General features: G+C 70.3%; 13 protein-coding genes. 2 read left to right on the forward strand and 11 right to left on the reverse strand.

Annotated elements, in window-relative coordinates; translation table 11 throughout:
- Window position 1 precedes the first annotated feature (1 nt).
- The 4 genes from ACFSXZ_RS25285 to ACFSXZ_RS25300 all read right to left on the reverse strand — a co-directional run bounded on the left by ACFSXZ_RS25285 (window position 2) and on the right by ACFSXZ_RS25300 (window position 3,842).
- A complete protein-coding gene (locus ACFSXZ_RS25285; RefSeq protein ID WP_378267672.1) occupies window positions 2–625 on the reverse strand; it encodes a DUF305 domain-containing protein in 624 nt (207 codons plus the stop codon).
- A gap of 66 nt (window positions 626–691) precedes the next feature.
- Window positions 692–2,380 (reverse strand): copper resistance CopC/CopD family protein, encoded by a 1,689-nt coding sequence (locus tag ACFSXZ_RS25290; protein WP_378267673.1) that lies wholly within the window; start codon window positions 2,378–2,380, stop codon window positions 692–694.
- Window positions 2,377–3,072 carry a YcnI family protein gene (locus ACFSXZ_RS25295; RefSeq protein ID WP_378267674.1) on the reverse strand — a complete coding sequence of 232 codons (696 nt, stop codon included), beginning with the start codon at window positions 3,070–3,072 and terminating at the stop codon, window positions 2,377–2,379. The genes ACFSXZ_RS25290 and ACFSXZ_RS25295 overlap by 4 nt, the downstream gene beginning before the upstream one ends.
- Before the next feature lie 191 nt (window positions 3,073–3,263).
- Window positions 3,264–3,842 carry a TIGR03086 family metal-binding protein gene (locus ACFSXZ_RS25300; protein WP_378267675.1) on the reverse strand — a complete coding sequence of 193 codons (579 nt, stop codon included), beginning with the start codon at window positions 3,840–3,842 and terminating at the stop codon, window positions 3,264–3,266.
- Between the two features lie 427 nt (window positions 3,843–4,269).
- On the opposite strand from ACFSXZ_RS25300, the gene ACFSXZ_RS25305 reads away from it, so the two are divergent.
- Window positions 4,270–4,686, forward strand: coding sequence for a CBS domain-containing protein (locus tag ACFSXZ_RS25305; RefSeq protein WP_378267676.1), 417 nt, complete (start codon window positions 4,270–4,272; stop codon window positions 4,684–4,686).
- 13 nt (window positions 4,687–4,699) lie between these two features.
- Here the strand turns inward: ACFSXZ_RS25305 and ACFSXZ_RS25310 are convergent, their stop codons facing one another.
- The 7 genes from ACFSXZ_RS25310 to ACFSXZ_RS25340 are packed head-to-tail and all read right to left on the reverse strand — an operon-like array spanning window position 4,700 to window position 11,007.
- Window positions 4,700–4,915 carry a hypothetical protein gene (locus ACFSXZ_RS25310; RefSeq protein WP_378267677.1) on the reverse strand — a complete coding sequence of 72 codons (216 nt, stop codon included), beginning with the start codon at window positions 4,913–4,915 and terminating at the stop codon, window positions 4,700–4,702.
- Entirely contained in the window at window positions 4,912–6,108 is a 1,197-nt protein-coding gene (locus ACFSXZ_RS25315) for an NAD(P)/FAD-dependent oxidoreductase (RefSeq protein WP_378267678.1), read from the reverse strand. Before ACFSXZ_RS25315 ends, ACFSXZ_RS25310 begins: the two co-directional genes overlap by 4 nt.
- A 42-nt stretch (window positions 6,109–6,150) precedes the next feature.
- A complete protein-coding gene (locus tag ACFSXZ_RS25320) occupies window positions 6,151–7,452 on the reverse strand; it encodes a UDP-glucose dehydrogenase family protein (RefSeq protein WP_378267679.1) in 1,302 nt (433 codons plus the stop codon).
- On the reverse strand, window positions 7,442–8,380 hold the full coding sequence (locus ACFSXZ_RS25325; RefSeq protein ID WP_378267680.1) for a glycosyltransferase family 9 protein: 939 nt from the start codon (window positions 8,378–8,380) through the stop codon (window positions 7,442–7,444). Before ACFSXZ_RS25325 ends, ACFSXZ_RS25320 begins: the two co-directional genes overlap by 11 nt.
- Window positions 8,371–9,054 carry an SDR family oxidoreductase gene (locus ACFSXZ_RS25330; RefSeq protein WP_378267681.1) on the reverse strand — a complete coding sequence of 228 codons (684 nt, stop codon included), beginning with the start codon at window positions 9,052–9,054 and terminating at the stop codon, window positions 8,371–8,373. Before ACFSXZ_RS25330 ends, ACFSXZ_RS25325 begins: the two co-directional genes overlap by 10 nt.
- Before the next feature lie 25 nt (window positions 9,055–9,079).
- Window positions 9,080–10,447, reverse strand: coding sequence for a PfkB family carbohydrate kinase (locus ACFSXZ_RS25335; RefSeq protein WP_378267682.1), 1,368 nt, complete (start codon window positions 10,445–10,447; stop codon window positions 9,080–9,082).
- The gene (locus ACFSXZ_RS25340; protein WP_378267683.1) at window positions 10,444–11,007 is read right to left on the reverse strand and encodes a D-sedoheptulose-7-phosphate isomerase; all 564 of its coding nucleotides are present in this window, start codon (window positions 11,005–11,007) and stop codon (window positions 10,444–10,446) included. Before ACFSXZ_RS25340 ends, ACFSXZ_RS25335 begins: the two co-directional genes overlap by 4 nt.
- A 230-nt stretch (window positions 11,008–11,237) precedes the next feature.
- Between ACFSXZ_RS25340 and ACFSXZ_RS25345 the strand changes: the two genes are divergently transcribed.
- The gene (locus ACFSXZ_RS25345; RefSeq protein ID WP_378267684.1) at window positions 11,238–12,446 is read left to right on the forward strand and encodes an IS110 family transposase; all 1,209 of its coding nucleotides are present in this window, start codon (window positions 11,238–11,240) and stop codon (window positions 12,444–12,446) included.
- Window positions 12,447–12,451: the final 5 nt, after the last annotated feature.

Consider the following 12,451-nt stretch of genomic DNA (forward strand, 5'->3'; position numbering starts at 1 on the left):
GCTACGGAGCGGTCTGCACCTGGCGCATTTCGTCGATTTCCGCGGTTTCGTCGGTGATGATGTTCTGCGCCAGCGCCTTGGCCTGCGCGCTGGTGCCGGCGGCCACCTCGCCCCGGGCCATGCCGACTCCGCTCTCGTGATGAGCGGTCATCATCCGCACGAAGAGCTTGTCGAACGCGGCGCCTTGGGCCTGCCGGAGTTGCCGCATGTCCGAGTCGCTCATCAGGTTCATGGATCCCATGCCGGGCATGCCCTCCATGCCCGGCATGGCGGTCATGGTGCCGGACGGCGTGGTCACGCCCCACTTGACGAGCCATCCGCGCATGGCGGTGACCTGCGCTCCCTGCGCTTGGTCGATCTTGCTCGCCAGCGCCTTCACCCGGGGGTCCGAAGCGTGCGAGGACGCCAGTGCGACCATGTCCTGACCCTGCTGGTGGTGCGCGATCATCTGCTGGGTGAAGACCACGTCGGTGGTGTCGTGGGCGGTCGCGGAGGCGTCGGCCGTGGTGCCGCTCATGGTCATGCCGCCCATGTCACCGCTGGACTGAGCACCGCCGGAACAGCCGCCCAGTATCAGTGCCGAGGTGGTGATCGCCGCGGCCAGTCCCGCAGCCGTTTTGTTCATGGTGATTTCCCTCGATGTCGTCGCGCCCTTGTGCCGGGCACACGGCCCTCGAACGCAACCGGTTCACTAGTGGATTTCGAGCGTGGTGGCGACCACCGTTTCGTCGATGTCCGAGGTACGGACCGTCACCGCGAGCTGCCACGTGCCAGCGGCGGGAATCTGGGTGCCCGGTGCCTCGTAACGGCCCGTTCCGTTGTGCCGCAAGGGAATCTCCAGGGGGCCGATCGCCCGCGCCGGCAGGATCAGGGCGGCGCGGAGTTCGGGGACATCGCGTGGCCGCCCGGAATCGTCTTCGACGGAGAGCCGGACCGTGTCGGCCCCGCTCGTCGCGGGCTCGACGTCGACCTTCACCAGACCGGTGCCGCCGGTGCCGCCGGTGTCGTAGGCGATCTCTCGATGTTCGGATCCCGGCGGTGCCGCGGTGGCGGCTCGTCCCGGCTCCGATTCGACCAGGAGCGCGGTGATCGACACGACCACGAGACCCAGCACCGTTTCCGCCACCACACTCCGGCGCAAAGCCCGTGGACCCGTTTCACCGTGCTGCCGTACCCAGCGGCGGGACCAGGCGGCGGCGCCGACCAGAAGTGCCACCACCGCGACCTTGACCAGCAGTAGCCGTCCGTATCCGGTGGACAGCCACGCGTTCCACGAGCCGAGCTGACGCCACGCCTGAAAGCTGCCGGTGATCACCAGCACGGCCACGGACCCGGCGGCGATCGGGGAAAACCGCCGCGCCGCGCCGGTCAGTTCCGCCTCCGGTGCGGTGCGGCGGGCGAGCACGACGAGCAGCGCGGTCAGCCCGCCCAGCCACAGTCCCATCGCGAGCAGATGGAGAACGTCGGCGGGCAGTGCGAGCGCGGGTTGTAGTCCGGTCGAGGCATGTCCGCCCACCGACCAGGTCACGGCCAGCCCGGCCGCGAGCGCCACTCCCGTCGCACGAAGTGCCCAGCGTTGACCCCGCCCGGCCGTGACCGGTACCGAGTGCAGCCACCCGATGTAGAGCCAGCACCCGATCAGCAGCAGTAGCCGCGCGACGAGCGCGATACCGAGTCTGCTGTCGAGGACCTTCCCCACCAACTCCGCGTCGAAGACGTGCCCGAGGCCGAGCCCGAACCCATAGGGGCCCTGCAAAACCAGGCAACCCAGCCAGCCGGCCACCGACCCGGCCCAGCCGGCGAACAACAGGCTCCGCATCGTCCGGGAGCCGCGCGCCGAAGGCAGACATACGACCACGAAGGCCGCCGAACCGATGAGCACCGCGAACGCGGCGAAGGCAAGAGCGCGCGCGAACGCGTACAACGTGCTCACGGCGGTACTGCTCGGCGGAGGCGTGGCCGTGGGCGCGTGTGCGGCCGTCGCGTGCCCGACGGAGAACGTGAACGCCCCGGCGATCGGGTGGGAGTCGGCGGAGATCACCCGCCAGGACACGGTGTAGGTGCCCTGGCCCAGCCCACCGCGCAGACCCACGCCGACGGTGTTCCCGCTGGTCCCGCCGAGGGTCGCCTGCCCCGACTCCACCTGGTTCCCGTCGGGATCGAAGACGCGAACGCCGTCTCCCTCGACCTGAATGGCCTCGCTGAAGGTCAGCGTCACCCGCGCGGGCGCGGCGTCCAGCACCGCGTCCCGCGCGGGATCGGTCGAATCCAGCTCCGCGTGCGCCGACGCGGTACCGGCGCCGGCGAACAGCGCGAGCACCCCGGTCAGGAGGAGGAGCAGGCCGAACCGAAGGCGACGAGGCGCCCCAGCACTGGTCACTGGGCGCCAGAACCGTCCGTCCGGGATCGGGGACGGCGCAACAACACGGCGACCGCGAGCGCCGCGACAGCGAGCACGATGGCGACGATCCCCAGCACGGTCGGAGTGCTGCTGCCCGAGTCCCGCGGGGTGCTCACCGCGGCCGCGGTGACGGGCGCGTTCTTGGCAACCAGCTTCACGGTGGGCGCCGGATGCTCGGGCTCGGGCGCACCGGCCGCCGCGGTGTCGATCCACCGGACGACCTCACCGTTGTCGTAGGTCTGCAGCGCTTTGAACACCATTTGGCCGGCGTCGGCAGGCAGCGGGCCCATCGACACGTCGAACTCCTCGAACTGTCCCGGCGAGATCTTGGCGCCGGTCCAGACGATCTTCGAGACCGCCTCGGTGAGCTGCTTGCCGTCCATGGTGACGGGGTTGGCCAGCGGCGCCTTGGTCACCTGCGCCGTCCAGCCCGGCACCGCGCGCGTGGACACCGACGCCAGCGGATGGTCTGCGGGGAAGTCGATCTCCACCTGCGTGGTCGAGGCGTTGTCACGCTCGTCGGGAACACGGAAGGTGATCTTCGCGTAGCCGCCCTGCTCAGCGGTGCTGGGATTCGCGGTGACGTGGGCGGAGGCGACCGCCGGTGCGGCGAGCACGGCCAAGACGCCCGCCGCGCAGAGCACGGCCAGTCTTCGAAGGGACCGGGACAAGGGACACTCCAATCGGGGGGACTCGTCGAGCGTGACCCCGCGCCGGCAAGCCCCGCGGAAGATCACGCATCGCACGTCGAACTAGTCGTGTCCCACCGGGAAAAGTTCCCCGCGACCGCCCGGAACTTTCCGGCACGCTCGATCGACTCGGTCCGGGGGCGCGCCCGAATCGCGCCCCCGGACCAGTGAGATCAACGCGGTTCGCGGCCGCAGAGCGCGACCAGCCGATCCGGCGCGGAGGCGGTGGCGGGCACCGCGACCGGCGGGGCAAGGATGCCGGGGGCCTGCGCCGCCTCGATGATCGGACCCGCGACACGGATGATCTCCTCGGCGAGATCGTCCTCGATCGGCTGCGGCGCCCCGATACCCATCGCGAGGTCCCACGCGTGCACCGCCAGGTCGATGACCATCTGCCAGCCGTAGAGGGACGCGTCGGCGTCACCGAAGGACAGGTGCACCGTCCGTTCGGTCGCCCCTTCCGCGGTCCACGCTTCGCGCGCGGCTCTCGAGGACTCTTCCCACACGCGCACGGGGTCATCGCCCAGCACGTCGCCGTCGTAACGGTCGCCGACCTCCGCGAGCGTGGCGCCGCCGAGCAGATGTGGCACCCACAACTGCTCGGAGACGAGGTGGTTGACCAGATCCCGCACCGTCCACTCGGTGCAGGGGGTCGAGTTGTCCCACTGGTCCGCCTTGACGAGATGCACTGTCCGGTCGAACTCGGCCAGCGCCTGGCTGTGACTGTCGAGCAGGCTCATGGCTCCGATCATGCCCGAACCTGATTTGTTCGACGACGTAACGGATCTCCCTGTCGGGGACGAGGCCGGCCGGCTCGTCGCAATGCCCCGCGACTCGATTTCCGCAACGAGCACAAGCTCGTCCCGATACAGCCGACGGCGCCGGATTTCGGTTTCCCGCAACGCATCCAGCACCGCCGTGTCACTCAGCGAGGACACGTGCTCCGGAGTCAATGCGGCCATGTGCCCAGTCTATCGGCATATCGAACCTGTGTTGTACACTTTCGGGTACAATGAAAACCGAGCGAATGGACCATTCGCGTGCCTCGTAGCCGGTTCGTTCGCTACCAGGACTGTCGTGCCTTCCCGCGCATCGGCCGGAAATCAACCGGATTGAGTCCTGATCTGGTGGGTATGTGAAGGAACGTCACACCCAGGAGTCGCCTACCAAGGAGGAACGATGACCAAGGCACGCGACATCATGACCGAGAACCCGCAGTGCGTCCGCGCGAGCGAAGCCGTGCTCGACGCCGCGCGCCGGATGGCCGACCTGTCGGTGGGGGCACTGCCGATCTGCGGCGAGGACGATCGGCTCAAGGGCATGCTGACCGATCGTGACATCGTGGTCGAGGTGCTGGCCGCCGGTAAGGACCCTCGCGCGATCCGGGCCGGCGACCTGGCGCAGGGCGAGGCCGTCACGATCGGCGCGGACGATGACGCCGAGGAGATCCTGCGGACCATGCGGGAGCACAAGGTGCGCAGGCTGCCCGTGATCGACGGGCACGAGCTCGTCGGCATCGTCGCGCAGGCGGACGTCGCTCGTGCCCTGAAGGACCCGAAGGTCGGTGACCTCCTGGAAGCGCTGTCCACCGACTGACGCTACAGGGGAGTTACGAGGGGGAGAGGCGACGGAGCAGGGCGGCGAGGCCGTGCGGGGCCCGGCCTGCGAGGCGGGAACTGGTGAGCACACGGGCGTTTTCGTCGTAGCAACGGCGGAAGCCCGCACGGCCGAGGCGCTTCCACAAATCGTGGTCCTCGCCGGTGGGCAGCGGAAAGACACCGCCGCACGCCAAGGGCGTTCCGGCGGCTTCGAGAAGATCGGTCACCGGCGTGTCCCCACAGGCACGGCAGGGACAGGCGCACCCCGCTCCACGAGTTCCGAACCGTTTTCGTAGTCGTCATCGGCCTGGTGGGTGAGGACGCCGACCGTCCGGCCGGAGTCGCCGTACCAGACCGTGAAGGCTCCCGGCGCCGTGTCGTGGCGAACCATCGTCGCGTCGGTGAACCCGTCGCCCCAGGCGGCGTATTTGAGCACTCGGTCGCCGATCACCGACCAGAAGCCGGGGGCGTTGCGCCAGACGCGCTTCTCACCCGCCGCGTTGGCTCCCGCGATTTCGCCCATGGTCTCGGCTTCGCCCCAGTGTTCGACGGGCAACCGTCGTCCGGCGGTCGCGTTGAGGGCGAATGCCACGTCACCTGCGGCGTAGACGCCATCTGCGCTGGTGGCGAGCTTCTCGTCAGCGACGACGCGGCCCTGTTCGATTTCCAGGCCGGCTCGTTCGGCCAGGCTCACGCGCGGCTTGACGCCGGTGGCTAGCAGAACGAGGTCGGTGTCCAGCAGCGGCACCAGGTCCGTGCGCACGCGGTAACCGTCTTCGACGCCGAGCAGCTTCGTCGCGCGAAGGACGCTTACGCCCTCGGACTTGAGCCAGCGGAGGATCTCCGCGCCCGCCTCGGTGCCGAGCCTGCGGTGCTGCGGCACCGGGCCCGGGCAGATGAGAGTGACCTGGGTCCCGAGCCGGCTGATGGAAGCCGCCGCTTCGCAACCGATGAAACCGGCGCCGACGATCACCGCGTTCCGTGTCCTTTCCGCCACGCTACGGATTTCCCGTGCGCTCTGCGCCGAACGAAGCGTGCGGACGTCGGGATGATCCGCGCCGGGGACCTTCGGCCGCCGCGGTTCCGCGCCCGCCGCGAACAGGCAGCGGCCGTATTCGAGAGTCCGGCCGGACGCGGTGGCGACGACCTTCGCCGACGTGTCCCATCCGACGACCGCGTCGTCGAGGGAAACGTGAATCTCCTGGTCGCGATAGAAGGCCCGCTCTTCCAGGGGAAGGTCACCGTCCCCGGCCTCACCGCGGAGATACTCCTTGGACAGCGGGGGCCTCGCGTAGGGCGCTTCGTTGTCCGCGCTGATCAGGCACACCTCATCATCGCCCCCGCACGCCCGGTACGCGCGCGCGGCGGCAAGGGCGGCTGGTCCGCCGCCGATGATCAGAAACCGTCCGGTGCTACCCATGACGCTCGGATACCCGAAACCGCGCAGGGTAAGCCCGGACCGTCACCCAGCGCCTGTCCCGGTGTGCCGGAGGCCGGCGCGGGCGAGTGCGTCGGCGTCGAGCAGGTTGCGGGTGTCGACGACGGTGGCGTGGGTACTGAGCGTGGCCAGTCGCGGCCAATCGAGTTGCCGGAATTCCGGCCACTCGGTGAGCACGAGGATCACTTCGGCGTCCTTGGCCACCAAGCACGGGTCGTCGACGACCTGCGCGTCGAGACCGGCGGGTCCGGGCGGTTCGACCTTCGGGTCGTAGGCGGTCAGAATCGCGCCCTCGCGGGCGAGCCGGTCCGCGACCGCGAGGGCGGGGGAGTGGCGGAGGTCGTCGGTCCCCGCCTTGAACGTCAGCCCCAGCACGCCGATTCGCGCCCCTGCGAGCCGACCGCCGACCGCGCGACGCACCTTGGCCAGCACGCGGTCCTGCTGCCGGAGGTTGGTCAAGGTCGCCTCGCGCAGCAGGCGGAAGTCAAGACCCGCGGTGCCCGAGGTGCGCACCAGGGCCTCGGTGTCCTTCGGCAGGCAGGAGCCGCCCCAGCCGGGGCCGGGGGCGAGGAACGCGGGGCCGATCCGGCCGTCCATGCCCATTACGCGGCCCACGTCACCGATGTCCGCGCCGAGCCGCTCACACAACTCGGCGAGTTCGTTCACATAGGACAGTTTGAGCGCCAGAAAGCCGTTGCTGGCGTACTTGGCCAGCTCGGCGCTGGCGAATCCGGTGCGCACCACGGGCGCGTCCAGGTTCTCGTAGAGCGCGGCGACGGCCTCACCCGCCGCGTCGTCGTCCGTGCCGAGCACGATCCGGTCCGGGTGCAGGAAGTCCGTCACCGCGTGCCCTTCCCTCAGGAACTCGGGATTGCTGACGACCCGGACGTCGGCTCGCCCCCAGTTCCCGCTGAGCCGCTGCCGGAGCCGGAGTGTGGTGCCGACGGGCACGGTCGACTTCGTCGCCAGGACGCACCCACGGGCGAGGACGGGTGCCAGCTCGCCGAGCGCGGCGTCGACGGCGCCGAGGTCGGCGTCCCCTTGTTCGCTCATCGGCGTCGGCAGGCACAGCAGTACGACGTCGCAGCGGGCCAGGGCGCCAAGCTCGGTGGTGAACCGTAACCGCGAAGAGTCCAGGCCCTCCCGAACCAGGGCGGGCAGCCCCGGCTCGGCGATCGGCACCTCCGCGCGGCCCAACTTGTCCACTTTGGACTCGTCGATGTCCGCGCAGATCACGTCGTGTCCGAGCCGGGCGAGGCAGGCGGCCGTGGTCAAGCCGACGTAACCGGCGCCTACGACACCGACGGCGCGTTGTTCACTCGGCATGAGATTTCTCCAGCAGGCGCTCGGCGGCGATGAGCACTTGATGCTCGGAAAGGAGCAGAAGCCCCGAGTCGGGCTGATCGGAGTGCGGGTCACCGACATCGCCTGCCCAGAGCGTCACGTGGCGCGGATCGCCCGGAGGCGGGCCCCACAGTTTCGGCGGGGTAGGACCGAAAAGCAGGACCGAGGGAGTGCCGAACGCGGTGGCCAGGTGTCCGACACCGGTGTCCCCGCAGACGACCAGCGAGGCTCCGGCGACGAGCGCGGCCAGCTCCCCGAGCCCGGTCTTCCCGGCGAGGACAGCGGAATCGGGCAACCCGGCGGCGTCGGCGACGGCGGTCGCGAGGTCCCGTTCGCTCTCGCTCCCGGTCACCACGACCTGGTTCTGGGAAGTGAACAGCGCGGTCGCGACCTTCGCGTAGCGCTCGGGCGGCCAGCGGCGGGCGGCATAAGCCGCGCCGGGATGCACGACGACCGCGCCGGGTGCCGGACTGGGCATCGAGGGCGGCGGCAGGGCGAAATCGGTGCGGTCGGCGGGAAACCGTCCGTACTCGATCAGGCGGCACCAGCGGTCGATCTCGTGCAGATCCTGCCGCCAGCCGAGCCCGGGTACGTCCGGGTAGGCGGGGTGCTGGTGGGTCAGCAGCCTGCCGGGCCGCTGGGCCAGCAGATCCGCGATGCTCTGCGGCCCGGCACCATGGAGGTTCACCGCCAGGCACGGCGGCGGCCCGGACCAGTCGAGCGCGCCGAGGCCGGCGGTGGGCAGCAACTCGTCGACGGCGTCCACCAAGCCGACGACGTCGGCCAGGCCCGCCGGTGCGGCGAGCACGACGCGTTCTTCCGGACGCGCCCGCCGTAGCGCGCGCAGCGCCGGTACGGCCGTGAGCAGGTCGCCGAGGCCGAGCGCGCGGAGCACCAGGATCAGGGCCACGAGCTTTCTTCCGATCCACAGACGACGAGTTCCCGGACCTCGCACCCTTCGGGCTGGCCGAGCGCGAACAGCACGGACTGGGCGACGTCGGCCGGATTGTTGAGTTTCGCGTCCGGCGGCGGCTTGTACTGCTCGTCACGGCCGTCGAAGAACGCGGTGTCCATGCCGCCAGGCACCAGCATGGTGACACCGATGCGTCCGGCGGTCTCCGCCGCGAGCGCGCGGCTGAAGCCGACGATGCCGAACTTCGAGGCACAGTAGGCGGTCGCGTCGCTGACCGCCTTGAGCCCGAGCGTCGACGCGCAGGTGACGACCGTGCCGTGGCTCCGTTCGAGGAACGGGAGCGCGGCGCGGACGACCGCGACGGTGCCCAGCAGGTTCACCCGCACGACCCGCTCCCAGTCCTCTGTGGACACATCGCCGAGCTTGCCGCAGGCGTCGATGCCCGCCGCGGTGAACACTCCGTTCAGGCCACCGGCCTCTTCGGCCAGTTCGGCGACCGCGGTGGCCGCCGCCGGGGAGTCGGCGAGGTCGACGGTCCGGTGTTCGAAGCCGTCGACTTCCGCCCGGTCGAGGACGAGCGGGCGCCCGCCCGCCTCCTTGACCGCGTGTGCGGTGGCCGCGCCGAGGCCGGACGCACCGCCGGTGATCAGGACATTGCCAGGTGAGCGCACGAGATCTCCTTTCCTGCTTCGGGTTTCACACCGATGCCTGGGCCGCTTGGACCAGGCGGCTGGTCGAATGCCCGTCGACGACGGGCAGCAGCACCACCTCGCCGCCGTGGCGCCGCACGGTCGCGGCTTCGGGCATTTCCTTGCCGGTGTAGTCGCCGCCCTTGACCCACACGTCGGGCCGGAGCCGGTCCAGCAGCGGACCCGGGGACGGCTCGTCGAAGATCGCCACGGCGTCCACTGAGGACAGTTCACACAGCATCCGCGCGCGGTCGGCGGCGGCCAGGATCGGGCGGCCCGCGCCCTTGAGCCCCCGCACCGATTCGTCGGAGTTGAGGCAGACGACGAGGGCGTCGCCCAAGGCCCTCGCCTGGCGGAGGAGCGTGACGTGCCCGGGGTGCAACAGATCGAAGCATCCGCCGGTGGCCACCAGGCGGCCACCGGCGCGGCGGGTCCGCTCCACCACCTGCCACACTTCCTCCGGGCCGTGCCGGGGGCCGGGATCGTCAAGTGAGTCCGGAGTGGACAGTGCGGATGCGCCGCCCGCCAGGACGAACCGTGATGCCGCCTGCACCGCGGCGGCCACCGCGTCCGCCTCCGAGGCGCCGGCCATCAGCGCGGCCGTCGCGGCGGTGGCGAACCGGTCCCCGGCGCCACAGACATCGGAGGTCAGGGAGCCGGCCATGCGAGCGGACGACGATACGGGCACCACCTGCCCGGTGGACAGCGCGGCACCATGGGAGCCGAGGGTGACGCTGACCGCCTCGGCTTCCCATCGCGCGCGAAGCGCACGAGCCAGTTCGACCGGATCACCGTGCCCTGGCGCGAAACCGTGCGCCTCCGCTTCGTTCGGTGTGATCAACCGGGCGCCGGGAATCGGCGCGCTGCCACGGGGGTGGGGGTCCCACACCACCGGAATCCGCTGCGCCAGTTCGGTGAGCAGACGGCGGATTTCCGGGTGCGCGGCCACTCCTCGCCCGTAGTCCGCCACCAGAATGGCGCCGGCCCCGTGCAGGGCCGCGGCGGACCGGGCCCGCAGCGCGGTCGAGGCCGCGCGGCCGTCACCGGAATCCAACCGCACCAGGGTCTGGCCCCCGGCGCGGACGCGCGTCTTGGTGACCGTCGTGCCGTCGAGCGGCAGCGGTACCACGGTCGCTTCCCGCCCGATCAACTCGCCGAGCCTGCGGCCGGCATCGTCGTGGCCCAGCGCGGTCACGACGATGACCTCCGGCGCGGACCGCGCGGCGAGCAACCCGGCCAGCCCGGCGCCTCCCGGCCGCGGGCAGCGCCGGCTCACGTCCACCACGGGCGCGGGCGCCTCCGGGCACAGCCGATCGGCGCTGCCTTCGACGTCGACATCGAGCAGCGCGTCGCCGACCACCACCAGGGGCTTCACGCCGTCACACCGATCGCGTCGTCCAGCACCGCGCACAGGGCGTGCACCAGCGCCAGATGGACTTCCTGCACGGTGGCCGTGGTGGGCGCCTCCACCGCGATCGCGTCGTCGCACAACGCGGCCAGTGGATTGGGGGCGGGCCCGGTGAGCGCCCAGGTCGTGACCCCGAGTTCGGACGCCGCCTTCACCGCCGTGACCACGTTCTGACTGCTGCCACTGGTGGACAGCGCGATGAGCACGTCACCGGGCCGGCCGTGCGCGCGCACCTGCCGGGCGAACAGTTCGTGCCCGCCGTAGTCGTTGATGATCGCCGTGCCCGCCGAAGTGTCGGCGTGCAGCGCGATCGCGGAAAGCGGTTGCCGCTCGGAAAGGAACCGGCCGACCAGTTCCCCGGTCAGGTGCTGCGCCTCGGCGGCGCTGCCGCCGTTGCCGCACGTCAGCAGGCGCGACCCGGTGGTCAGCCGGGTGGCCAGATGTTCGCCCCAGGCGCGGATTCGCGGTGCGTAGTAGCGCGTGCTCTCCAAAGCGTTGTGGAGCGCGGCGAAGTGTTCTTCGATCACGACGTACCCCTAAGGTTGATGTTGTTCAGGGAAGATCGCCCTGGGCGCCCGGAGACGACGGGGCGTGGCTGACGACTTACTGTCGCTTGGATGGCTCGGGGAGGATGGCCACCCCGTCGATCTGGACTCTCCGGCTGCTCATTGAGATGCGTGGCGGTTAGTCGCTGTTTAGGGGTATGCCAGCGGAGCAGTCCTTCGGGCGTGATGGCACCGATGAGAGGCAAGGCCGAGTGGCTGTTCCTGATGTGGCCTGGGTAGGCGTGGACGCGGGCAAGATCTCCCACCACGCCACGGCAATCGACCGCGACGGGACCGTGTTGTGGTCCAAGCAGATTTCCAATGACCAGACCGCGATCGAGGGATTGATCGCGCGCGCCGCGGACACGGCCGGCGAGGTGCGATGGGCGGTGGACCTGACCTCGGCCGGGGCGGCGCTGCTGCTGGCGCTGCTGATCGCCGCCGGTCAGCGTGTGTGCTACGTGCCTGGCGCGGTGGTCAACCGGATGAGCAGCGCTTTCGCCGGTGAAGGCAAGACCGACGCCCGCGACGCCAAGATCATCGCAGAGACCGCGCGGCTGCGCCGGGACCTGACCGAGATCAACACGCCTGACGAGATGGTGGTGGAACTGTCGTTGCTGGTCGGCCACCGCGCTGACCTGATGGCGGACTGGGTCCGGGGCGTCAACCGGCTGCGTGACCTGCTGACCCGCGTGTTTCCGGCCTTGGAACGCGCCTTCGACTACTCCACCCGCTCGGCGCTGGTCCTCCTCACCCGCTACTGCACGCCAGCGGCCATCCGCGAAACGGGCAAGCAAGGCCTGTCCGGGTACCTGCACGCCGAAGGCGCCCACCGGCCCTCGATTCCCGGCATCGTCGCCAAGGCGCTGGCCGCAGCGGACGCACAAACTGTTGCCCTGCCTGGAGAATCGACCTCGGCTACCTTGATCAACCGGCTGGCACGTCAGCTGCTGGACCTCGATCGAGAGATCAAGAATCTGGACAAGCTGATCACCCAGCGGTTCCGCACCCACCCCCAAGCGGCGATCATCGAAAGCATGCCCGGAATGGGACCGATCCTGGGGGCGGAGTTCCTGGCCATCACCGCCGGGGACCTGGCTGCGTTCGGCACCCCCGCCCGGCTGGCCACCTACGCTGGCCTCGCGCCGGTTCCCCACGACTCCGGCCGCCGCACCGGAGTGCTGCATCGACCCCAGCGTTACCACCGCCGGCTGCGGCATGTGTTCTACATGGCCGCCTTCTCCAGCCTCAAGACCGACGGCCCCTCCCGCGTCTTCTACCAACGCAAAAGGGCCGAGCGACAACGCCACACCAAAGCCATGATCGCCCTCGCCCGACGCCTGGTCGACGTGCTGTGGGCCATGCTCCGCGACAACCGAACCTGGAAACCCACAGCCCCGACCGTGCCCGCCGCTACTTGACACAG

Origin of the sequence: Amycolatopsis pigmentata, from assembly GCF_042684065.1 — a bacterium.
GTDB classification, from domain to species: domain Bacteria; phylum Actinomycetota; class Actinomycetes; order Mycobacteriales; family Pseudonocardiaceae; genus Amycolatopsis_E; species Amycolatopsis_E pigmentata.

Coding starts and splice junctions, on each gene's coding strand:
- ACFSXZ_RS25285 (WP_378267672.1), bottom strand. CDS start 625: ATGAACAAAACGGCTGCGGGACTGGCCGCGGCGATCACCACCTCGGCA.
- ACFSXZ_RS25300 (WP_378267675.1), bottom strand. CDS start 3,842: ATGATCGGAGCCATGAGCCTGCTCGACAGTCACAGCCAGGCGCTGGCC.
- ACFSXZ_RS25305 (WP_378267676.1), top strand. CDS start 4,270: ATGACCAAGGCACGCGACATCATGACCGAGAACCCGCAGTGCGTCCGC.
- ACFSXZ_RS25315 (WP_378267678.1), bottom strand. CDS start 6,108: ATGGGTAGCACCGGACGGTTTCTGATCATCGGCGGCGGACCAGCCGCC.
- ACFSXZ_RS25320 (WP_378267679.1), bottom strand. CDS start 7,452: ATGCCGAGTGAACAACGCGCCGTCGGTGTCGTAGGCGCCGGTTACGTC.